This is a genomic window from Psychrosphaera saromensis, from assembly GCF_002954545.1.
In the GTDB taxonomy this organism is placed as follows: domain Bacteria; phylum Pseudomonadota; class Gammaproteobacteria; order Enterobacterales; family Alteromonadaceae; genus Psychrosphaera; species Psychrosphaera saromensis.
Genome location: NZ_MSCH01000003.1, coordinates 3,014,720 through 3,037,280, shown reverse-complemented (window position 1 = coordinate 3,037,280; position 22,561 = coordinate 3,014,720). Strand labels below are relative to the sequence as shown.

Below are 22,561 nucleotides of genomic sequence, written 5' to 3'. Positions count from 1 at the left end.
ATAATGACGATAAAGAAAAATAAAATGAATAGATAAATGGCAAAACGACAAATAATTTTAGATACAGAAACAACAGGTATTGACCCAAGACAAGGGCACAGGATCATTGAAATTGGTTGTGTCGAAATGATCAACCGTCGTCTAACTGGTAATAACTTTCATGTTTATGTTAATCCAAGACGCGCTATTGAAGACGAAGCGATAGGTGTTCATGGTATTACTAACGAATTTTTAAAAGATAAACCGTTATTTAAAGATATTGCCGATGAGTTTTTTGATTATATAAAAGGTGGCGAATTAGTTATTCATAACGCACCTTTTGACATCGGTCATATGGATAATGAGTTTGGTATTTTGTGGCAAGATTGGACAGGCACTGAAGATTTTTGTCCTGTGGTCGATACATTAGTAATGGCAAGAGACCGACATCCAGGGCAAAAGAACAACTTGGATGCGTTATGTCGTCGATATGAAATTGATAATACTCACCGTATGTTACACGGAGCCTTACTCGATTCGGAAATCTTAGCCGATGTTTACCTGCAAATGACAGGTGGGCAAGTTGACATGGACTTAGCCCAGCAGTTATTAAATGCGGGTAACACGGATAGTGCGCAATCTATGGTTAAACAAAGAAATTTAAACGTAGTTTTGGCAACAGAAAATGAAATCTTGGAGCATGACTCCAGATTAGCCTTAATAGAAGAGAATGGTGGAACGAGTTTGTGGCGAAACATTCAGTAATTTATGCTTTTGTAGTACTTTTGATTGTTGGGGCTTTGCCAAGTTTTGCGGCGGCCGATCTCATGTCTCCAACCAGCCCTGTAAATGTTCCTAAACTTAATTTCATAAAAAACTATGCTGGTAAAAATGAAATAAAAATATTGAACAATCGCTTTCGCGTGGATTATCACGTGGAAGAAGTGATGTTATTGTTTTTTAGAAAACAAGGTTCAAAACCTATTGTATTAATCCAGCCTGATGGTTCAAAAATCTATCCTCGTGATGCCAATGACAAAACCATAGAATGGCATGCCGATACCGGCTACGACTTAATTAAGATCAAAGAACCTATGCCCGGTCCGTGGCAAGCGGTTGGCAAAATATTACCTGACAGTAAAATTATTATATTAACCGACATTGAGCTGCAAGCGGATAGCTTCCCAGATGTTGTATTCCAGTATGAGGTGATTAAAGCCGAGGCGAGAGTTGTTAATAGCAATGAGGTAATTAAATCTAAAATGTTCCACGAGGTTATTAGCCTCAGAGCAAACTTATATCCTACTCAAGATCCCACACAAGATAACTTTGGAACTAGTATTTTTCAATTGGGTGAGTTTTTAGATGACGGTAAAGGCCTAGATGAAAGACCAAGAGATGGTGTGTTTACCATTCAATACACAATTAAGACTATGCACGGTGAGTGGATCCCCAATTACCGTATCAATGCTGAGTTATTTAGCCGAGAGTTGATGCAAGACCCTATTACGGTGGTCGACTCGCCAATTTCGTTCACTGTACTTCCCGCTAAAATGAATGATGCAGGTGAAATTGATCGTTACCATAACTTTATGTTTACGGTAGATGACACAAATATAGATAACTTAAGTTTATTGTTTCAAGGGACAATCCGTTTTCCAAATGGCGACAAGCAAACATTCAGTGTTGAAGGGATGCAAGAAAGACGCATAGAGATATTTAATGGTGAATACGGTTTGTTTACCGTTGATATGCATGTGTTTGGTACCAAAAAAGACGGTCGCGAGTTCCATTTAGATATACCGCCATATCAGTTTGTTACTGAAGAGCCTGAAATTGACTACATTGTATTACCAGAAATGACAGACGGTTTGATGGATGCAGAAATGGAAGGTGGTGACTCAGCGCTTAAAGTTGATGCTGAGCCTGAACTTCCTGTTGGCTTTATTATTTTCATCAATATACTGATTTTATCTTTTGGTTGTTTAGTCATTTGGTTGTTTGTTTTAAAACGAGATATTAAAAATCCGTTTGCTAGGTTCTTTAAAAAGAAAGATAAAAATAAAGAAGATTCAGAAATGGATTTTGAAAATGAACCTCAGCCTAAATCAGAAGAACTTGATAATAACCAAGATATTGACGATTCACCTGATGATATTTTAGACCTTAGCCTGCCAGAAGATTAGAATTTGACCAGTTAAACACTTAACTGAAGAAAAGGGTTGACGGTAGGGCATTCAGACTTTAATATCCGCGCCGTTGTTTAGCAAAGCTGACGACATGTAAGTAAAGGGAGCGGTAGTTCAGTTGGTTAGAATACCGGCCTGTCACGCCGGGGGTCGCGAGTTCGAGTCTCGTCCGTTCCGCCACTTATATTGTCATTTGTTAAAACATTAAGATAAAGTAGTTGTTAAGCTTTTCTTAGTAAGAAGTATTAAACTGGAGCGGTAGTTCAGTTGGTTAGAATACCGGCCTGTCACGCCGGGGGTCGCGAGTTCGAGTCTCGTCCGTTCCGCCATTTAATATTGATGCTAAGATTTCAAAAGCTGAAACGATAATTTAACTGTTTAATGTTTTACGCTAAAATTCTCAAAAGCTGGAGCGGTAGTTCAGTTGGTTAGAATACCGGCCTGTCACGCCGGGGGTCGCGAGTTCGAGTCTCGTCCGTTCCGCCACTTTTGAGTCTTATTGTTATTACAACAACATTTGATTAATACCCCTTAATCACATCTTCAACGGATGTAAAACCTACTTCTGCGGAGCGGTAGTTCAGTTGGTTAGGCTTTTATTAAGAGCAGCGGCCTGTCAGGTCGAGGTTTCGAGTTAGAGTCTTGTTTGTTCCGTCATCTTCAACAGATGTAAAACCTACTTCTGCGGAGCGGTAGTTCAGTTGGTTAGGCTTTTATTAAGAGCAGCGGCCTGTCAAGTCGAGGTTTCGAGTTAGAGTATTGTTTGTTCCGTCATCTTCAACAGATGTAAAACCTACTTCTGCGGAGCGGTAGTTCAGTTGGTTAGGCTTTTATTAAGAGCAGCGTCCTGTCAGGTCGAGGTTTCGAGTTAGAGTCTTGTTTGTTCCGTCATCTTCAACAGATGTAAAACCTACTTCTGCGGAGCGGTAGTTCAGTTGGTTAGAATACCGGCCTGTCACGCCGGGGGTCGCGAGTTCGAGTCTCGTCCGTTCCGCCATTATTTCTTAGTTATCTCCTTGTATTAAATATCTTCATTCAGTTTTTAAATAATTATCACTAATAAAATTCCGCCATTGTTACCAAATGTAAAACTTAACAATTCAAACTCAAAGCGTTAGGTTTTGTGTATATTTGATTCATTTAAAATCACGCTTTCCAGTCTCTCCCATTAAACCTGTAAACTATCGTCATTCCCTTGTAGTAAAACGTAATAATTTTAATTATTGTAAGAACAACAATTTAGCCTGAGATTTTTTGTCAGGAATAATCAAAACAATTACATAAAAAGAAAGAGGATGTCGTCATGCGTAAGTTCGCATTAACTGTTACAGCTGTATCATTGGCTGCTTTGTCTGGATGTTCAGGCAATGAAGCTCAAGATCCACATGTCACTATCAACAAAAATCCATACCCAAGTACCTATAAGCCGATGGAACAACTAACGGTATTAATTAAAGGTGCAACTGTTTTAACGGGTACAGGGGAAATGTTACCGAATGCTGATGTTCTATTAGAAAACGGCATAATCAAAGCAGTCGGTACTAATATTGAAAACGGCAGCGCGACTATTATCGATGGTAGCGGTAAATTTGTTACTCCAGGTATTATTGACGTTCATTCTCATTTAGGTGCTTATCCAAGTCCATCCGTTGAGTCTCATCAAGATGGCAACGAAATGACCAACCCAGTAACGGCAGAAGTTTGGGTTGAACACTCAGTTTGGCCTCAAGATCCAGGTTTTGAAGCAGCAAGAATTGGTGGTATTACCACACTACAGATTTTACCAGGTTCTGGTAATTTAATTGGCGGACGTGGTGTTACATTAAAAAACATTCCATCTCCAACTATGCAAGGAATGAAATTTCCTGATGCACCTTATGGTTTAAAAATGGCCTGTGGTGAAAACCCTAAACGTGTATACGGTAGCAGAAAAGTGACGCCGTCAACTCGTATGGGTAATATGGCTGGCTATCGAAATGCTTGGGTTGAAGCAACTGAATATAAACGTGCTTGGGAAAAGTATGAAAGAGATTACGCCGCAGGTAAAAATCCTCAAGCACCTGAGCGTAACCTTACTTACGATACGTTAAAAGGCGTATTAGATGGTGATATCAGAATTCATAATCATTGTTATAAAGCTGAAGAAATGTCAATGATGATGGACTTAGCAAAAGAATTTAATTACCACGCTGGTACTTTCCATCACGCTGTTGAAGCTTATAAAATTGCTGAAGATTTAGCTAAAAATAAAGTTTGTGCGGCTATGTGGCCAGAATGGTGGGGCTTTAAAATGGAAGCTTTTGACATGATCCAAGAAAATGCAGGCGTTGTAGATTCTTATCAAAACTCATGTGCCATTGTACATTCAGACTCAGATACCACGATTCAACGTTTGAATCAGGAAGCAGCAAAAATCATGTACCGTTCAAATGAAGCGGGCTTTATAATTGATGAAGCTAAAGCGATTGGTTGGATCACATTAAATGCAGCTAAGTCATTGGGCATTGATGATAAAACTGGATCACTAGAAGCTGGTAAACAAGGTGACGTGGTTATTTGGAATCAAAGTCCATTTAGTGTTTACGCTAAAGCTGAGCAAGTCTTTATTGACGGTGCCAAAGTATTTGATATTGCAGATGAAGCATATCAACCGAAAAGTGATTTTCTATTAGGTCAAGATTAAGGAACCAATGATGAAATTATTAAAACCATCTCTCATCGCTTTATCGTTATTAACATCTTGCTCGGTACTTGCTGAAAAAATAGCTATAACAAATACAACTATTTATACCGCGACAGACAACGGTGTACTAACGAATGCCAGTGTCGTGTTTGAAAATGGAAAGATCATTAGCATCAATCCACTAAGCATTAAAGCCGACAAAATCATTGATGGCACAGGTAAAATAGTGACACCTGGTTTGATTTCCACAATGAACCAGTTTGGTTTAGTGGAAGTTAATGCGGTATCTGGTACTCGAGATGCGAGTGCAAAAAAAGGCAGCATCAACTTTGACCCATCTTATGCTTATAACGCAGAAACATCGTTAATTCCATTTGCTCGTAAAGGTGGAATAACGCGTAGTTTAATTACACCAAGTTCACGTGATAGTGTTTTTGCTGGTCAAGCATTTACTATCTTAATGAACTCAAGCTTTGACAGCGTTATTGATACAAAATCAGCGGTTGTTGCTAGTTTTGGTGGCGAAAGCAAAGACTCTAGAGCGAGTAGCTTAATAGAGTTAATTGAAAAATTAAAAGAGCAACGAGACAAGTTATCTAACGCTGATGATGAGTCATCGAAAAAAGCCAAAGCGCCAACCGATGAAGAAGAAGCTCTTACTGCATTATTAAATGGTGAAAAACCGTTAGTGGCTTCGGCTTCTAGATCATCTGATTTATTACATTTGATTAAGATAAAAGAAGAATATGGCGTTCACATCGTTATTGCTGGTGGGGAAGACGCTGCACGAGTTAAGTCACAACTCGCGGAAGCTGAAATTCCAGTTATGATTAAAGTGGTTGCTAATTTGCCAGGAAGCTTTGATTCATTACATGCTTCATTGACAACGGCTGGTGAGTTAGAAAAGGCTGGCGTTAAAGTCATCCTGTTTAGCCCTGACAGTCATATGGCTAAAAATCTAAGGTTGGATGCAGGTAATGCAATATCTTACGGTATGACGCCTCAGGGAGCTCTTGAAGCTATGACATCAAATGTTGCTGAGGTGTTTAATATGGATTCCGGCGAAATTGCAGTTGGTCGTGCGGCTGATTTAGTACTTTGGACTGCTGATCCATTTGAAATTAGTTCAAAAGTAGAATCGCTTTGGATTAATGGTGAGAAGGTGACGACTGAGTCTAGACAAGATAAATTACGTGACCGATATATATCGAAAGATAATAAACCTAGAGGTTATATAAAGCCTTGATGCCTTAAAGGGTAAAGTTTCAAACGGCAAAAAAAAAGCTTCTACTCTCTGTAATATATGAGGTAGAAGCTTTTTTATTTTCACTCTATAACAATATTTAACATATATTTACAGGTGGAAAGATACACCTACAAAAACACCAGACATATCAATGTCAGCTGTTAAGTCATCTTCATTACCATCAAAGTCAGTTGGGTCAATGTTCAACTGAAATGAACGGTAACCAGCTTCTAAATTCACATCTAAAACTGGAATGATAGGAAGTGTATAGCGAGCAACAATTTGGTAATCCATGTGATTAGTATCACCGTAACCAATATAATTTGCTTCAGCCATTAATGATAAACCAGTAAATGGTAAGTAACCGCCTACACGTGCAAATCCCATAGGAATTGGCGCGTCTAATTCAGATACACCTGTATTAATTGCTAATTCGCCATCAAATTTACGGATGTTTAAACCAAAATCAACGGTAACAATCGGAAGCGGTAAGCTCCAGTATGCTGTTAAGTCCGTATGATTAAGGTTAATGCTTGAATTTAAGTCAACACTTTCACTGTAAGTTTTGCCACCAAAAGTGAAACTTTGATCCAAAGAACCCATACCTGTAGTTTCTAAAGTCGTTTGTTTTATTTGGATATTTGGAAGAACTGGAATTGGATGCTCAAAAGCAGCCCAAATAACATTGTTGTAAGAATCTTCTAGTTGAAGCGTGTTATCCAATGACAAATCGATAGGTTGGCCTGAAGATGTCGCTGATACAGAACCTTCATAAGCTGTGTTCCAAGAGTATCCGCCTACCCAAAAATCGATTAAAGGCAAAGCTGCCACATTTGTTGATGCTAACGCAAGCGCTAGAGCCGTAGTTGTCTTTTTCATTTGTTCTATTCCCTAAGTAACTAGTAAAGTTGTTGCGCCAATTTCAATCTTTAATGAGTGTAATGTCAAACTATTTAATCGTTTTTTAGTTTTATTTACTCTTTTTTCATGAAAGTTTGTTTATTTATTTTGCACTAAAGTGTAGCAATGATGTTGAAAATTTGTATATTAGTGAGTAACTAATCTACAGTATCCATGAGTTTAAATTTAATTACATGGAGGTGGATAATTAAATTGGAAAGTAGTTTGGTACTGTTGATTTATGTTGGATTTCTTAATCTAAAAGCTTAAGTTAGCGTTTCAAGCTAGGTATTGGTTAAGTTGTTTTGACTCTACCAAATAGTAAGAGTTCCAAGCTTCGAAAGGGGATGACTGGTTGTTATAATCAAGTTATTTTAAGTGATAGTAATAAAAAATTATCAGAAATTTAAATTAAAGGCAGCGGTATGATTAGATACAGTGACAACCGAAATTTTTTTAGAATGATGGTTAATACTAATATAGAAATAGATATTGCAGATGCGGACGCAGGGCGAAAAATAGATGCTGTGTGTCGCGACTTGAGTGCAACCGGAATGGCTGTTGAAACCGATGAGCCAGTTGAAGTTGGTACGAGTGTAGTTTGCAAGTTAGAAGGCGCAAGTCCAGAATTACCAGCACTAAAAGCGTCTGCAACTGTGGTTCGTTGTTCTCAAGAAGAGAGCGGGTCGTATTTGTTAGGAATAGAGATCATAGAGCACCTCTAAATTATTCTTTGGATACAAAAAAGCACCCATAATTAGGGTGCTATTATTTTGGCTTTTATTATTATTTTATTTTTCGCCAAGTTTTATATTGATCGCGTGCAGTCCTTTTGGACCTTGCGTTAAATCAAATTCTACATCTTGACCAGCTTTGAGGGTTTTATAACCATCCATAGTGATGGTTGAGAAGTGAGCAAAGATATCTTCTTCCTTGCCTTCTTCCTTAATAAAGCCAAAACCTTTCGCGTTGTTGAACCATTTTACTTTTCCGAGTGCCATACTTCTACTTCCTATGTTAAATTTGTGCAATTGTTGTTGTTACTTCTTGTATAAATTTAAAGCAATCAATAAAATACTGTAGATAAATTAATCAAATAGTCAAGTTTTAACAACTATGTTTTGTTAATTGACTAATATATTTATATAAAGGTTTTAGTTTCTTAACGATATAACAGAAATATTTGTGAGTGTATGGCAAAAATAACCGATAGTGAAAACGGCACAGGCTTATTAAAAGAGGCCGCTAAAAGTAAATTAAAAAAGCCGTCAATGTATAAAGTAATCTTGAATAATGATGATTACACCCCCATGGACTTTGTAGTGACAGTGTTAATGAAGTTTTTTGGCAAAACATTAGAAAGCGCAAACCATATAATGTTTAAAGTACACAAGGATGGAAAAGCCATTGTTGGTACATATTCTGCAGAAGTTGCAGAGACAAAAGTAGCACAAGTAAATCAATTTTCTCGCGCCAATCAGCATCCATTGTTATGCACAATGGAACAAGAATAACTAAGCTCTGTTTAGTATTCGTTTGAATAAATAAGAAGGTGTCCATGTTAAACAAAGAATTAGAAGTTACTTTGAATGAAGCATTTCATTATGCCAAGCTACATCGTCATGAGTTTATGACACTTGAGCATTTGTTAATGGCTTTGCTAGATAATTCCGACGCCAAAGATGCATTGTTAGCATGCTCAGCAGATCTTGATAAAATTAAAGCCGAATTAGTGGAGTTTATTACTCAAACTACGCCTTATTTAGCGGAAGATGAGTCGGAGGAGAAAGATACTCAGCCAACACTTGGTTTTCAAAGAGTATTACAAAGAGCTGTATTCCACGTGCAATCTTCTGGCAAGCAAGAAGTGTCAGGTGCCAATGTATTGGTTGCCATTTACTCAGAACAAGAATCTCACGCTGTTTATGTATTAAAAAGTTTTGATATTAGCCGTTTGGATTTGGTTAATTATATTTCTCATGGGCTTGATCATGATGAAGAAGGTGCCGACGGTGAAAGCTTAGAGTCAGAAGATGGTTCAGGTGATGCTGAAAGTAGCTTAGACAGCTTGTGTACCAATTTAAATGAATTGGCAACTCAAGGTGGCATTGACCCAATTATAGGCCGAGAGCAAGAGATAGAGCGCTGTATTCAGGTTTTATGTCGTCGTAAGAAAAACAATCCATTATTAATTGGTGAAGCAGGAGTTGGTAAAACGGCAATTGCTGAAGGCTTAGCTTATAAAATAGTTAATGGAACTGTACCTGAAGTTATTGAAAATGCGACCGTATATTCTTTAGATATGGGTAGCTTACTTGCGGGTACTAAATATAGAGGCGACTTTGAAAAACGCCTGAAAACCTTGTTAAAACAATTACAAGCTCAAGAACATGCCATCTTATTTATTGATGAAATTCATACAATAATCGGTGCCGGAGCTGCCTCTGGTGGTGTTATGGATGCGTCTAATTTACTTAAGCCACTTTTAGCGACGGGTAAATTACGCTGCATGGGATCAACAACCTATGCTGAATTTAGAAATATTTTTGAAAAAGATAAAGCACTGGTTAGACGTTTCCAAAAAATTGATGTTGAAGAGCCAAGTGTGGACGACACAACTAAAATATTAATTGGCTTAAAAGAACGTTATGAACAGCATCATGGTGTTAAATATACTAATTCTGCATTAAGAGCAGCCGCGGAATTGTCAGACAGATATATTAACGATCGTCATCTACCTGATAAAGCGATCGATATTATTGATGAAGCTGGTGCAAATCAAAAAGTATTGCCTAAATCAAAACGGAAAAAGCAAATCAGTGTTGGCATTATTGAACAGATCGTTGCCAAAATTGCCCGTATTCCAGAAAAATCAGTTTCACAATCGGATACTGACGTTTTACGTAATGTTGACCGTAACTTGAAATTAGCCGTGTTCGGACAAGAACAAGCTATTGATGCGTTAACCGCTGCAATACGCTTATCACGCTCTGGGCTTGGTGCTGAAGGTAAACCTATTGGTAGTTTCTTATTCGCAGGACCTACTGGTGTTGGTAAAACAGAAGTAACCAAACAACTATCAAAAGTGCTCGATATCGAGTTACTGCGTTTTGATATGTCTGAATACATGGAACGTCACGCGGTAAGTCGTTTAATTGGTTCGCCTCCAGGATATGTTGGTTTTGAACAAGGTGGTCAATTAACGGATGCGGTTATGAAGCATCCACATAGTGTTGTGTTATTAGATGAAATAGAAAAAGCACATCCAGATGTGTTCAATCTTTTATTACAAGTTATGGATCACGGCACGCTAACGGATAATAACGGCAGAAAAGCTGACTTTAGAAACGTGATATTAGTGATGACAACTAATGCTGGCGTGGTTGAAGTATCGAAAAAATCGATTGGCTTTACTCACCAAGACAACAGCTCAGATGCGATGGAAGAAATTAAACGTACCTTTGCGCCTGAGTTTAGAAATAGACTCGATGAGATTGTTTGGTTTAATCATTTAAATGAAGAAACTATTTTACAAGTGGTTGATAAATTCATCGTTGAACTTCAGTCGCAGCTTGATAAGAAACAAGTTGAGTTGGAGATTTCAGACGCTGCAATGAAATGGTTAGGTAAAAAAGGGTATGACAAAGCGATGGGCGCACGTCCAATGGCTCGTTTAATCCAAGAAAAATTACGTAAGCCTTTAGCCAGTGAAGTATTGTTTGGTGCGTTAGTATCAGGTGGTGTAGTGAAAGTTGGCGTTAAGAAAGATGAACTTAGTTTAAGTTACGAATCTAAAGAGGCGGTAACGGCTTAATTTAATCGAAAGTATGATTTTTTTGAAGATATAAAAAAACCGAGAATATTCTCGGTTTTTTTATAAGTATTTACGAATCAAACTATTTAGTACGTAACTATTAGCAAGAGCTATTAGTAAGAACTATCTAGCTCGGAACGTGATTCGACCTTTCGAAAGATCATATGGAGTCATTTCCACTGTTACTTTGTCACCAGTTAAAATACGGATGTAGTGTTTACGCATTTTACCGGATATGTGAGCAGTCACAACGTGACCATTCTCTAATTCAACACGGAACATAGTATTTGGCAAAGTGTCTAAAATCGTACCTTGCATTTCAATAACGTCTTCTTTCGCCATTAAGCGTATAACCTCTGGGACTGTTTGTAAGCGTAAAAAAATAAGCGCAGATTTTGCCCAAATTTAGTCAATAAGTAAAGCCAATACTGGAAATAAATAGTAATTAGCCTGTTATTCCTAGTTTATTGTTCAATAAATGTGGAATTTTTCAATGTTAGGGTGTCACGACGGGTAAAGTACAGAAATATGATAAATAAATCAATCTACTTCAAACCAAATGTCATCACGACGAACTTGATAGGGAGAAAAACGGGTTTTGTAATTCATCTTTTCACAGTCTTCAATAAAGTATCCTAAGTACAGCCACTTTTTATCTAACTGCTTAGTAATATTGATCTGTTGTAAGATCATTAACGTACCTAAAGAGTATTTAAAATAATCTGGATCATAAAAAGTGTACACAGCCGACAAGCTATCAGGTGTCACGTCGCAGATGGCAACAGCGATGAGTTTGTCTTGGTCCAGTAATTCGATAAACACTTTATCCATCCAATCACATTTAACAAAACTATCTAACTGGGCTTGGTTTGCCGGATACATAACGCCATCTAGGTGTTTGGTATTAATATATGTTTCAAATAGCGGGTAATATTTATCTGACACGCTGTTTGACAGCTTTACTGAAAACTCACGTGCTTTATTTAAAATTCTTCTTTGACTGCTTTTAAACTTAAAATTATCAACCGGTAAACGTATTGATTGACAAGCATTGCAATTATCACAATGTGGCCTGTATACATGACCTTCTGAACGCCTAAATCCTTGATTTTGTAAAGCAGAGTAAACTGTAGGCGATAAAGGTTGTTCATCAATATAAATAAGTAGCTGTTCTTGTTTGTCTTCTAAGTAGCCGCAATCGAATGTTGCGGATAAACCAAATTTAACACTAGTCATGATGTTCTAAAATATTTTGCCATTGTATAAATTTAGATGAAAAAACCGATAATGGTAAAGTTTTATTCCGGCTGTGGGCTAAACGATCTAAATATACTTGTCTGGGAATTAATGTCGCGCCCATACTCATAAGGTAAGGATTAGGTAATTGGCAGTCAATGAATGCTTCGCCATGTCCTTCTACTCGCTCATTCTTTAACAGGTCAGCCAAACATATTAACGCCAGTTTTGATGCGTTGGGCTGTAGGGAAAACATCGACTCACCACAAAAACAATTACCCACCAAAACACCGTACAAACCACCAACTAAAGTTTTACCAGACTCTCCAATCTGCCAAATTTCAATGGAATGTGCGTTTCCTGCTTCATGCATCTGGTTATAGCATTTTATCATTTCAGGCATTATCCAAGTACCTTCTGAATTAGGCCTTGGTTTTGAACAATTAGAGATCACTTGGTTAAATTGAGTATTAACGCTGACACTGTAGTTACATTTTTTTAAAAACTTTCTTAGAGATTTATTAATTTTAACATCGGTAATATTAATAATTGCTCTAGGGTCTGGGCTCCACCACATTATTGGTTCGCCGGCAGAGAACCAAGGGAAAATACCTTGTTGATAACCGCTAAATACACGCTTGGGGTTTAAATCACCACCTATGGCTAACAAGCCAGCAGGATCATCAAGAGCGCTAGAGGGAGAAGGAAACCAGTTAGGGTCGTCCGATAGGTAGTGAAGTGTTTTTTTCAAATGAGGTAGTTCAAAGTAAGAGGGGAGTTATCCCCTCTAAATCTTATTTACAGAGCGTCTAAGTAACGTTCTGCATCTAACGCCGCCATACAACCTGTACCAGCTGAGGTAATTGCTTGACGGTAAATGTGGTCACACACATCGCCTGCAGCAAATATACCTTCAACATTGGTTGCTGTTGCGTTGCCTTCTAATCCACTATGGATTTTTAGGTAGCCATTGTTCATGTCTAATTGGCCTTCAAACATTGCTGTATTAGGTTTGTGCCCAATAGCAATGAATAGACCCATTACATCAAATTCTTCTTGAGCGTCAGATTGAGTGTCGTTAAGACGTACGCCTGTCACACCCATGTCGTCACCAAGTACTTCGTCTAATGTTTTGTTTAAATGTAATACAATATTGCCTTTGGCCACTTTATCCATAAGACGTTTGATCAAGATTTTTTCAGCTTTGAATGTTTCACGTCTGTGAATTAGATGAACTTCAGAAGCAATGTTTGATAAATATAACGCTTCTTCAACGGCTGTATTACCACCGCCAATAACCGCAACTTTTTGATTACGATAAAAGAAACCATCACAAGTGGCACAAGCTGATACGCCTTTACCCATAAATGCTTGTTCAGACTCAAGTCCTAAGTACTGAGCCGATGCTCCTGTACAGATAATAAGTGCATCACAAGTATAACTAACCGAATCGCCTTTTAAGCTATACGGCTTCTTGCTGAAATCTACAGAATTGATGTGATCAAAGATAATTTTAGTGTCAAATTTCTCTGCATGCTCTTTCATACGATCCATCAATATAGGACCCGTTAAGTCATTTGCATCACCAGGCCAGTTTTCAACTTCGGTTGTCGTTGTTAATTGACCACCTTGCTGCATACCTGTGATTAACACTGGATTTAAATTTGCACGGGCTGCATAAACTGCTGCGGTATAACCGGCAGGGCCTGATCCTAAAATAATTAAACTATGATGCTGAACTTCACTCATTAATGACTCCAATACGCCTTAAAACAATTACTGTTATTTATTGGGGGGATCATAACCAGTTGCAAGCGCCAAACAAGTGATATTTTGAAAAAAATAATATAAATATGGAATGGAATATAATTTAACCGCATTCAAACGAATGTTAAGGCTGTATTTTTGATGCTTCCTGTTAATTATATTTGCACTAATTAAAGGCGAATAACAGACGTATGAAAGATGAATAAAAACATAAAAAAACAGCATTAAAAACTACATATATAAACTCACATGGGTTAGTATCGGGACGATTTAGTTAAAAACTAAACGATTAAAATAATAAAATATTTATAGAACAGACTTACATTAAAACAACAACTTACTACTGGAAATAACATGAAAACCAAGAAAACCATGAAAAAAGCAGTCATAGCGCTAAGTATTCAGGCTGCATTATTCACTTCATTTACCACTTTTGCAGCTGAAGACGTTGTTGAAAAAAAAGATGATTCAAAATTAGAAAAAATTACAGTAACCGCATTAAAAAGAACACAGTCAATTCAAGACGTTCCACTTTCAATTGCCACATTGTCGGGCGAAAAATTTGAAAACATCCTTGCCGGTGGCGATGACATTTTAGCACTAGCTACACGTGTACCGGGCCTTTATGCAGAATCATCAAATGGTCGTGCAGCCCCTCGTTTTTATATGCGTGGCTTAGGTAATACAGATTTTGATTTAGCGGCTTCTCAACCTGTGTCAATTATCATGGATGAAGTGGTAATGGAAAATGTGGTTCTAAAAAGTTTCCCACTATTTGATATGGACCAAGTTGAAATTATTCGTGGACCTCAAGGTTCGTTATTTGGTCGTAATACTACAGCTGGTGTTATTAAATTTACCAGTCGTAAACCAACAGATGATTTTGAAGCTTATGTGAAAGCTGGCGCTGGGACTTATGGCCTTATTAATTTAGAAGGTGCCGTGGGTGGTGGTTTAACTGATGAGCTATCAGCGCGCCTTTCAGTATTAAGTCAATCAAAAGACGATTGGATTGATAATGGTTATACAGGTGAAGATAACGCATTAGGTGGACATGAAGACCAAGCCTACCGCTTACAATTAGCTTATAAACCAACCAATGAATTGGATATGTTATTCAATATCCACTCTCGTTCACTTGAAGGTACATCTTCAGTTTTCCGCGCTATGGTTATTAATCAGGGTAGTAGTGAATTAAACAATAACTATGACCGCGATACGGTTTGGTATGACGAAGGCGTTAATGCTTCAGGTGACAACAACCCGCAATCATTTGACAGCGATGGTTGGAGCTTAACGGCTAATTACGACTTTGGTGATTTTACATTAACTTCTATTACCGCAAATGAGTCAGCTAAAGGCTATAGCTTAGGTGATATTGATGGTGGTGCTGGAGCAGTTTATTTACCAGAAACATTTCCAAACAATGAAACATCTGGTTTTATTTCATTTAATTCAAATACACAAGATGCAGCAGACATAGATCAATTCACTCAGGAAATACGCTTATCGTCTAACGGTGATAATAATTACTCTTGGCAAACGGGTGTATTCTACTTTGATTCTGAACTAGAGGTTGCGACTAGTCCGTTCTTTATACCAACCTCTACGGTAAACCAAACAAATACAACTTGGGCTGTATTTGGTCAAGGAACCTATGATGTATCTGATATGACAACAGTTGTAGCTGGTTTACGTTATACCGAAGATGAAAAAGGTTTAACCGGTTATTCTTCAGGTTTTGATGCTGATGTAACGCCAATCGACTTGTCAGATAATCAAGTTAGTTGGGAATTAATGGCTAATCATAAATTAGACTCTGATATGTCTTTGTATGCACGAGTATCAAATGGTTTCCGTGCTCAATCTATTCAAGGACGTGATGTTGCATTTTTTGGAACACCTTCAGTCGCTGAATCTGAAACTATCATGTCTTACGAAGCTGGTTTTAAATCTGACTTATTTAACAATACGGTTCGTTTAAACGGTGCCGTTTTCCATTACACAATTAATGATATTCAGTTAACTGCAGTTGGTGGTAACGGAAATAGCATTGGTTTAACCAATGCAGGTAAAGGTGTAGGTACAGGTTTTGAATTAGACTCTGAGATCCGCATAACGGAAGATTTCTTAGTTACGGCTGGTTTTTCATATAATAAAACTGAATTACAAGATGAAGACTTATTGATTGGTACTTGTGGTTCTGGTCAATGTACACCTACAGACAGAACTGTTGAACGAGTAACAGCTGATGGTCCAGTTTATGATGCTTACGTGGATGGCAACCCATTCCCTAATGCCCCAGAAACTATCTTCACGTTAACAGGACGTTACTCTCTTCCTATTGGCGACAGTGGTGAGATGTTTGTTTATTCAGACTATGCTTATCAAGGTGAAACAAGTTTGTTTATCTACCAAACTGAAGAATATGTAACTGACGGCCAATTTGAACTTGGCTTACGTATTGGTTATGTAAACTTTGACATGGATTATGAAGTGGCATTGTTTGGTCGTAATATTACCGACGAAGATAACTTAAAAGCGGGTATTGATTTCAATAACAATACTGGTGTTGTCAACGAACCGGCTATTTGGGGTGTTGAATTTAAGAAGTCATTCTTTTAAATTTAACCCTGCATAAGCTTTATTAACTCAATAAAGCTTTTTAAATAAAACCCGTTATGTTTAACGGGTTTTTTTATGCCTTGGATTTAGTCACAGGAATACGTTGAATGTGCATAACTTGAATACACTGCTATATTTTAGGCAAAAAAAAAGCCCAGGACAAATTAGTCTGGGCTACAGAATGGCTCGTTAGGAGCCGTGCGCTTAAGCGGTAAGTCGACATTAAATGTGTAATGCGACTGATGAAGCTAGTCTAGAGTAAATTAATTTCAAAAAAAAGCATTTAAATAACATTTTAAACCCTTGTAAAACAGTAACTTATGATTTTATACAATTTAATTAACAGGATGCTAATTGTACAAAGTTAAGTTATGCACAGGTTGTGAACAAAGTGAACTTTTTGGGTACTAAATACCTATAATAGGTATAAATCTTGTTTTTGTCGACAAAATAGACCGATTTGCTTGACGAATTAGATGGATAGGTCTAAATTGTCGACAACATTAATTAAATAGCATAAATATGACTCTTAACTATACCAAACCGATTGAGCAGGCTATAACCTCGTCAGATAAGACATTCTTGAGTATCAGGTACGCTATTGTAGAAGGCGATATTGCATCTGGTAGTAAACTTAGTGAAACTGAATTGTCGACAAAGTACGGAGTTAGTCGTGCTGTAATAAGAGAAGCTATAAATCGTTTGGAAACATGTCACTTAGTTGAACGAAAAGCCAATGTCGGTGCAAGGGTGGTATCACTAACACCAGATGGATTAATTGAGCTTTATCAAATAAGAGAATCTTTGGAAGGTATGGCTGCCAGATTAGCAGCAAAAAATATGACATCTGAAGAAATTGCTGAATTAAATCAATTACTAGACATCCACGCTGAAAAAGTAAAACAAGAAGGCTCGTATTATCAAGAAGCTGGCGATGTCGACTTTCATTACCGTATTATCCTCGGATGCAAAAACAAACAACTCATTTCCTTATTAGTTGATGGTATTTACCACTTGGTGCGTATGTACAGAGTTCAGCTTGGTATGTCAGGTCCAAGGATCACCACCGCATTTGATGAGCACAAAGCTATCGTTAGTGCCATCCAAAATAAAGACGAAGAATTGGCTGAGATGTTAATGCGTCGTCACATTATGTATTCAAAAAACAATATTGCTAACAAATTGGCTTAACCTTTAACTAACTAAAGCTTTAAACCAAATAGATCTTTAAATTAACTAGTTTAAGAGAGTAAATTATGAGCGCAGGAAAAAAATTTCGTCAGGCATTAGTCAACAATACACCTCTACAAATTGTAGGGACTATTAATGCTTATTCAGCAATGATGGCCAAACAAATTGGCCATAAAGCTATTTACTTATCCGGCGGCGGTGTTGCGAACGCGTCTTACGGTTTACCCGACTTAGGTATGACGTCTTTGAACGATGTTATTGTTGATGTACAGCGTATTACGTCTGCCTGTGACTTACCTTTGTTGGTCGATATTGATACAGGTTGGGGCGGCGCGTTTAATATTGCCAAAACCATTCGTGATATGGAAAAAGCCGGTGCAGCAGCGGTGCATATTGAAGATCAAGTAGCACAAAAACGTTGTGGTCATCGTCCAAACAAAGAAATTGTACCAATTGACGAAATGGTCGACCGAATAAAAGCGGCGGTTGATGCTCGTACTGACCCTGACTTTTTCATTATGGCTCGTACAGATTCATTTGCTCAAGAAGGGCTTGAGTCTGCTATTGCCAGAGCAAAAGCTTATGTTGCTGCAGGTGCTGATGGGATTTTTGCTGAAGCGGTAAAAACCGAAGAACATTATCGTGCATTTTCACAAGCCTTAAATGTCCCTATTCTTGCCAACATTACTGAATTTGGTCAAACCGAATTATGGAATAAAAAGCAATTAGGTGAATGGGGCGCGGCTATGGTCTTGTATCCATTAAGTGCCTTTAGAGCAATGAACAAAGCCGCTGAGTCAGTTTACACATCTATATTAGAAAAGGGTGATCAGAAAGACGTAGTCGACTCAATGCAAACCAGAATGGACTTGTATGACTATCTTGGTTATCACGACTATGAGCAAAAGTTAGATAGCTTATTTGCCCAAGGTAAAAACAAATAAAAAGATAAATTAAATACAAATGCTCACTTAAGCAGTCAAAGAATTGCGGTAGCTGAATATCAAATAAAAATTTAGGGGATGACAATGGTTGATAAAAAATTAACAGGTGCAGGTCTACGTGGTCAAAGTGCTGGCGAAACCAAATTATGTACAGTTGGTAAATCAGGTTCTGGTTTAACCTATTGCGGTTATGATGTTTCTGACTTAGCGGATAACGCAACGTTTGAAGAAGTCGCATATTTACTCTTTAATGGTGAGTTACCAAATCAAGCTGAATTAGATGCTTATAAATCTGAATTAAAAAGCATGCGTGACTTACCAGATGCGCTAAAAAGCGTATTAAAACTGATCCCTAAAAACGCTCATCCAATGGATGTAATGCGAACAGGTTGTTCTTTCCTTGGTAATCTAGAACCAGAGAATAGCTTTGCTGAACAAAACAAAGCAGCCAACCGATTACTGGCCGCATTTCCCGCTATTATGTGTTACTGGTACAAATTCACTCATGACGGTGTAGAAATCGATTGTACGACCGATGAAGACTTATTAGCCGGTCACTTCTTACGTTTGTTAAACGGTAAAACCCCGTCGGAGCAACATCGTAAAGTTATGGATGTTTCTCTGATCTTATATGCGGAGCATGAATTTAACGCATCTACTTTTACCGCTCGTGTTTGTGCTTCAACATTATCTGACATGTATTCTTGTGTAACAGGAGCCATTGGTACTTTACGAGGACCACTTCATGGTGGCGCAAATGAAGCGGCTATGGACATGATTTTGAAGTTCAAGTCACCAAAGGATGCCAAAGTTCAAATGGCGGGCATGTTAGAACGTAAAGAAAAAATCATGGGCTTTGGCCACGCAATTTATAGAGAGTCTGACCCACGTAACGTGATCATAAAAAGATGGTCAGAAAAACTCGCACAGGAAAACGGTAACACATCACTTTATGATATTTCTGTCGCTTGTGAAGAATTTATGTGGGACAGCAAAAAACTGTTCTGTAATGCCGATTTCTTCCATGCTTCAACCTATAACTATATGGGAATTCCAACCAAACTATTTACGCCAATATTTGTTTGTTCCCGCTTAACTGGCTGGGCAGCTCACATTATGGAGCAACGTAGTAACAATCGAATTATTCGACCTAGCGCCGACTACATTGGTTCTGAACCAAGAAAAGTAATTGGCATTTCTGAACGTTAATTTCTGAAAGTTAATCTCTTATTGTATTTTATGACTTAAGGTCAATTTTATATTTGACCTTAAGTCATAATTTAACGATTTTAGCTCAGTTCATCCATTATCATAGGTCTTAATATGAATTATGAATATAGAAAACCTCTACCAGGTTACAAAAAGGATCATTTACCGATCGATTTTTTTGACACCAGAGAAGCGGTTGAAAACATTAGTGCAGGCGCGTATGCGAAGTTACCTTACACATCTCGCGTATTAGCAGAGCAATTAGTACGCCGTTGTGATCCCAAAGATCTAACCCGTGCATTAGAACAATTGATCTATCGTAAACAAGACTTAGATTTTCCTTGGTATCCAGCCCGTGTTGTTTGTCATGACATTTTAGGCCAAACAGCGTTAGTGGATTTAGCTGGTTTACGAGATGCAATTGCAGATCAAGGTGGCGATCCTTCCAAAGTAAATCCTGTGGTTCCTACTCAGTTAATTGTTGATCATTCTCTAGCAGTAGAATTTGGTGGTTTTGAGTCTGATGCATTTGATAAAAACAGAGCGGTCGAAGACAGACGAAATGAAGACAGATTCCATTTTATAGAATGGACCAAAACCGCATTTAAAAATGTAGATGTTATTCCAGCCGGAAACGGCATCATGCATCAAATTAATTTAGAAAAAATGTCGCCTGTTATTCAACTGCGTGATGGCGTTGCTTATCCCGATACTTGCGTAGGTACAGACAGTCACACACCACATGTTGATGCATTGGGTGTTATCGCTATTGGTGTTGGTGGATTAGAAGCTGAAACTGTGATGTTAGGTCGTCCATCTATGATGAGGTTACCTAATATAATTGGTGTTAAGTTAACAGGAAAACGTCAATCGGGAATTACCGCAACGGATATTGTTTTAGCCATTACCGAATTCTTACGAAATTCAAAAGTAGTCTCTAGTTACTTAGAGTTTTTTGGTGAAGGTACAAAAGAACTGACTATTGGTGACCGAGCAACAATATCTAATATGACACCAGAATACGGTGCATCGGCAGGTATGTTTTATATAGACCAACAAACAATAGATTATCTTAAATTAACTGGACGTGAGCCGGAACAAGTTGAGCTAGTTGAAACCTATGCCAAACATACAGGTTTATGGGCAGACGACTTAGTTGATGCTGAATATGAACGGGTACTAGAATTTGATCTTTCATCGGTTTGTCGCAATATGGCTGGCCCTTCAAATCCACACCGTAGATTAGCCACTTCAGATTTAACTGCATCGGGTATCGCAAAGGATTTAAGTGAATGTAAGCAACAAGAAAAAGACGGTGAAATGCCAGATGGCGCTGTGATCATCGCTGCCATTACTAGTTGTACCAATACTTCAAATCCTCGCAATGTAGTGGCGGCAGGCTTAATAGCGAAACGTGCTAACGAGCTTGGTTTAGTTCGTAAACCTTGGGTTAAATCTTCGTTTGCGCCGGGTTCTAAAGTCGCTAAATTGTATTTGGAAGAATCTGGTTTATTGCCTGAGATGGAAAAATTAGGTTTTGGTATTGTCGGTTATGCTTGTACAACCTGTAACGGCATGAGTGGCGCACTGGACCCTAAAATTCAACAAGAAGTGATAGACCGAGATTTATACACCACCGCCGTTTTATCTGGTAATCGTAACTTTGATGGACGCATTCATCCATACGCTAAACAAGCATTTTTAGCGTCACCTCCGTTAGTTGTGGCTTATGCAATTGCTGGGACGATTCGTTTTGATATTGAAAAAGATATTTTAGGGCAAGACCAACAAGGTAACGACATTACATTAAAAGACATTTGGCCGAGCGATGAAGAAATAGATCGTATTGTTAGTGCCAGTGTTAAGCCTGAGCAATTTAAGCAAATATATACACCTATGTTTGACCTAGGTGCGTTTGAACCTGCAGAAAGTCCGTTATACGACTGGCGTCCACAGAGCACTTATATTCGTCGTCCTCCTTACTGGGATAAAGAGGGAGAAGGGGCTATAGCTGGTGAACGCACAATGAAAGGCATGGTGCCGCTTGCTGTATTAGGCGACAACATCACCACAGATCATTTATCACCGTCTAATGCCATACAGTTAAATAGTGCTGCAGGTGCTTACCTAGATAAAATGGGATTACCTGAAGAAGACTTTAATTCTTATGCAACCCACCGTGGGGATCACTTAACCGCACAGCGTGCCACGTTTGCTAATCCTAAATTGTTTAATGAAATGGTATTAGACGAACAAGGTAAGGTAAAACAAGGATCGTATGCGCGCATTGAACCTGAAGGCAAAGAAAGCCGTATGTGGGAAGCCATTGAAACTTACATGCAACGTAAACAGCCGCTTATTATTATTGCCGGAGCTGATTATGGTCAAGGATCGTCAAGAGACTGGGCGGCAAAAGGGGTTCGTTTAGCAGGTGTGGAAGTTATTGTTGCTGAAGGTTTTGAACGTATACATCGTACCAACTTAGTGGGAATGGGCGTATTGCCGCTGGAATTCATTAATGGTGAAACCAGAAAAACTTACCACATCGACGGAACAGAAACCTACGATGTCGCTGGCGACATAGCCTCAGGCGGTGCAATGTCAGTACTAATGACCAGAACCTCAGGTACAAATGCAGGCGAAGTGGTGACCATACCGGTTAAGTGTCGTTTAGATACAGCAGAAGAAGTCTCGGTTTATAACGCAGGTGGCGTATTACAAAAATTTGCCCAAGACTTTTTACAATCTAACGCTTAGCAATAAATAGAATAGGGCTGA

General features: G+C 38.2%; 18 protein-coding genes and 4 tRNA genes. 16 read left to right on the top strand and 6 right to left on the bottom strand.

Going from position 1 to position 22,561, the window contains the following annotated elements; genetic code table 11:
* Positions 1–36 precede the first annotated feature (36 nt).
* The 8 genes from dnaQ to BTO11_RS13700 all read left to right on the top strand — a co-directional run bounded on the left by dnaQ (position 37) and on the right by BTO11_RS13700 (position 6,097).
* Positions 37–744 (top strand): DNA polymerase III subunit epsilon, encoded by a 708-nt coding sequence (gene dnaQ / locus BTO11_RS13735; protein ID WP_105053124.1) that lies wholly within the window; start codon positions 37–39, stop codon positions 742–744.
* A 62-nt stretch (positions 745–806) separates the two neighbouring features.
* Complete coding sequence (locus BTO11_RS13730; RefSeq protein WP_146105492.1) at positions 807–2,165, top strand: TIGR03503 family protein; 1,359 nt, start codon at positions 807–809, stop codon at positions 2,163–2,165.
* 106 nt (positions 2,166–2,271) lie between these two features.
* Positions 2,272–2,348, top strand: a tRNA-Asp gene (locus BTO11_RS13725).
* 72 nt (positions 2,349–2,420) lie between these two features.
* Positions 2,421–2,497: transfer RNA gene (locus BTO11_RS13720), tRNA-Asp, on the top strand.
* 80 nt (positions 2,498–2,577) lie between these two features.
* Positions 2,578–2,654: transfer RNA gene (locus BTO11_RS13715), tRNA-Asp, on the top strand.
* A 434-nt stretch (positions 2,655–3,088) separates the two neighbouring features.
* Positions 3,089–3,165 (top strand) — tRNA-Asp (locus BTO11_RS13710).
* Between the two features lie 306 nt (positions 3,166–3,471).
* Positions 3,472–4,851, top strand: a complete 1,380-nt coding sequence (locus BTO11_RS13705) for an amidohydrolase (RefSeq protein ID WP_105053122.1) — start codon at positions 3,472–3,474, stop codon at positions 4,849–4,851.
* Between the two features lie 10 nt (positions 4,852–4,861).
* A complete protein-coding gene (locus BTO11_RS13700) occupies positions 4,862–6,097 on the top strand; it encodes an amidohydrolase family protein (protein ID WP_373295158.1) in 1,236 nt (411 codons plus the stop codon).
* Between the two features lie 108 nt (positions 6,098–6,205).
* Here the strand turns inward: BTO11_RS13700 and BTO11_RS13695 are convergent, their stop codons facing one another.
* Positions 6,206–6,976 (bottom strand): TIGR04219 family outer membrane beta-barrel protein, encoded by a 771-nt coding sequence (locus BTO11_RS13695; protein WP_105053120.1) that lies wholly within the window; start codon positions 6,974–6,976, stop codon positions 6,206–6,208.
* 446 nt (positions 6,977–7,422) lie between these two features.
* On the opposite strand from BTO11_RS13695, the gene BTO11_RS13690 reads away from it, so the two are divergent.
* Positions 7,423–7,722, top strand: a complete 300-nt coding sequence (locus BTO11_RS13690) for a PilZ domain-containing protein (RefSeq protein ID WP_105053119.1) — start codon at positions 7,423–7,425, stop codon at positions 7,720–7,722.
* 66 nt (positions 7,723–7,788) lie between these two features.
* Here BTO11_RS13690 and cspD read toward each other — a convergent pair whose 3' ends face one another.
* Positions 7,789–7,998: a cold shock domain-containing protein CspD gene (gene cspD / locus BTO11_RS13685; RefSeq protein ID WP_105053118.1), complete on the bottom strand. Its 210-nt coding sequence runs from the start codon at positions 7,996–7,998 to the stop codon at positions 7,789–7,791.
* Positions 7,999–8,190: 192 nt separating this feature from the next.
* Here cspD and clpS point away from each other — a divergent pair, with 192 nt between their 5' ends.
* Both clpS and clpA read left to right on the top strand, forming a co-directional pair.
* Positions 8,191–8,511: an ATP-dependent Clp protease adapter ClpS gene (gene clpS / locus BTO11_RS13680; protein ID WP_105053117.1), complete on the top strand. Its 321-nt coding sequence runs from the start codon at positions 8,191–8,193 to the stop codon at positions 8,509–8,511.
* 44 nt (positions 8,512–8,555) lie between these two features.
* Complete coding sequence (clpA, locus tag BTO11_RS13675; RefSeq protein ID WP_105053116.1) at positions 8,556–10,811, top strand: ATP-dependent Clp protease ATP-binding subunit ClpA; 2,256 nt, start codon at positions 8,556–8,558, stop codon at positions 10,809–10,811.
* 123 nt (positions 10,812–10,934) lie between these two features.
* Here clpA and infA read toward each other — a convergent pair whose 3' ends face one another.
* The 4 genes from infA to trxB all read right to left on the bottom strand — a co-directional run bounded on the left by infA (position 10,935) and on the right by trxB (position 13,796).
* The gene (gene infA / locus BTO11_RS13670; protein ID WP_105053115.1) at positions 10,935–11,153 is read right to left on the bottom strand and encodes a translation initiation factor IF-1; all 219 of its coding nucleotides are present in this window, start codon (positions 11,151–11,153) and stop codon (positions 10,935–10,937) included.
* 198 nt (positions 11,154–11,351) lie between these two features.
* Complete coding sequence (locus BTO11_RS13665; RefSeq protein WP_105053114.1) at positions 11,352–12,047, bottom strand: arginyltransferase; 696 nt, start codon at positions 12,045–12,047, stop codon at positions 11,352–11,354.
* On the bottom strand, positions 12,040–12,798 hold the full coding sequence (aat, locus tag BTO11_RS13660) for a leucyl/phenylalanyl-tRNA--protein transferase (protein WP_105053113.1): 759 nt from the start codon (positions 12,796–12,798) through the stop codon (positions 12,040–12,042). The genes BTO11_RS13665 and aat overlap by 8 nt, the downstream gene beginning before the upstream one ends.
* A 47-nt stretch (positions 12,799–12,845) precedes the next feature.
* Positions 12,846–13,796, bottom strand: a complete 951-nt coding sequence (trxB, locus tag BTO11_RS13655) for a thioredoxin-disulfide reductase (RefSeq protein WP_105053112.1) — start codon at positions 13,794–13,796, stop codon at positions 12,846–12,848.
* 372 nt (positions 13,797–14,168) lie between these two features.
* Between trxB and BTO11_RS13650 the strand changes: the two genes are divergently transcribed.
* From BTO11_RS13650 to acnD, 5 genes are all read left to right on the top strand, one after another.
* Positions 14,169–16,439, top strand: a complete 2,271-nt coding sequence (locus BTO11_RS13650; protein WP_105053111.1) for a TonB-dependent receptor — start codon at positions 14,169–14,171, stop codon at positions 16,437–16,439.
* Positions 16,440–16,961: 522 nt separating this feature from the next.
* Entirely contained in the window at positions 16,962–17,630 is a 669-nt protein-coding gene (locus tag BTO11_RS13645) for a GntR family transcriptional regulator (RefSeq protein ID WP_105053110.1), read from the top strand.
* Positions 17,631–17,695: 65 nt separating this feature from the next.
* Complete coding sequence (gene prpB, locus BTO11_RS13640) at positions 17,696–18,574, top strand: methylisocitrate lyase (protein WP_105053109.1); 879 nt, start codon at positions 17,696–17,698, stop codon at positions 18,572–18,574.
* Between the two features lie 84 nt (positions 18,575–18,658).
* Positions 18,659–19,783, top strand: a complete 1,125-nt coding sequence (gene prpC, locus BTO11_RS13635) for a bifunctional 2-methylcitrate synthase/citrate synthase (protein ID WP_105053108.1) — start codon at positions 18,659–18,661, stop codon at positions 19,781–19,783.
* Between the two features lie 114 nt (positions 19,784–19,897).
* Positions 19,898–22,540 carry a Fe/S-dependent 2-methylisocitrate dehydratase AcnD gene (acnD, locus tag BTO11_RS13630; protein WP_105053107.1) on the top strand — a complete coding sequence of 881 codons (2,643 nt, stop codon included), beginning with the start codon at positions 19,898–19,900 and terminating at the stop codon, positions 22,538–22,540.
* Positions 22,541–22,561 lie beyond the last annotated feature (21 nt).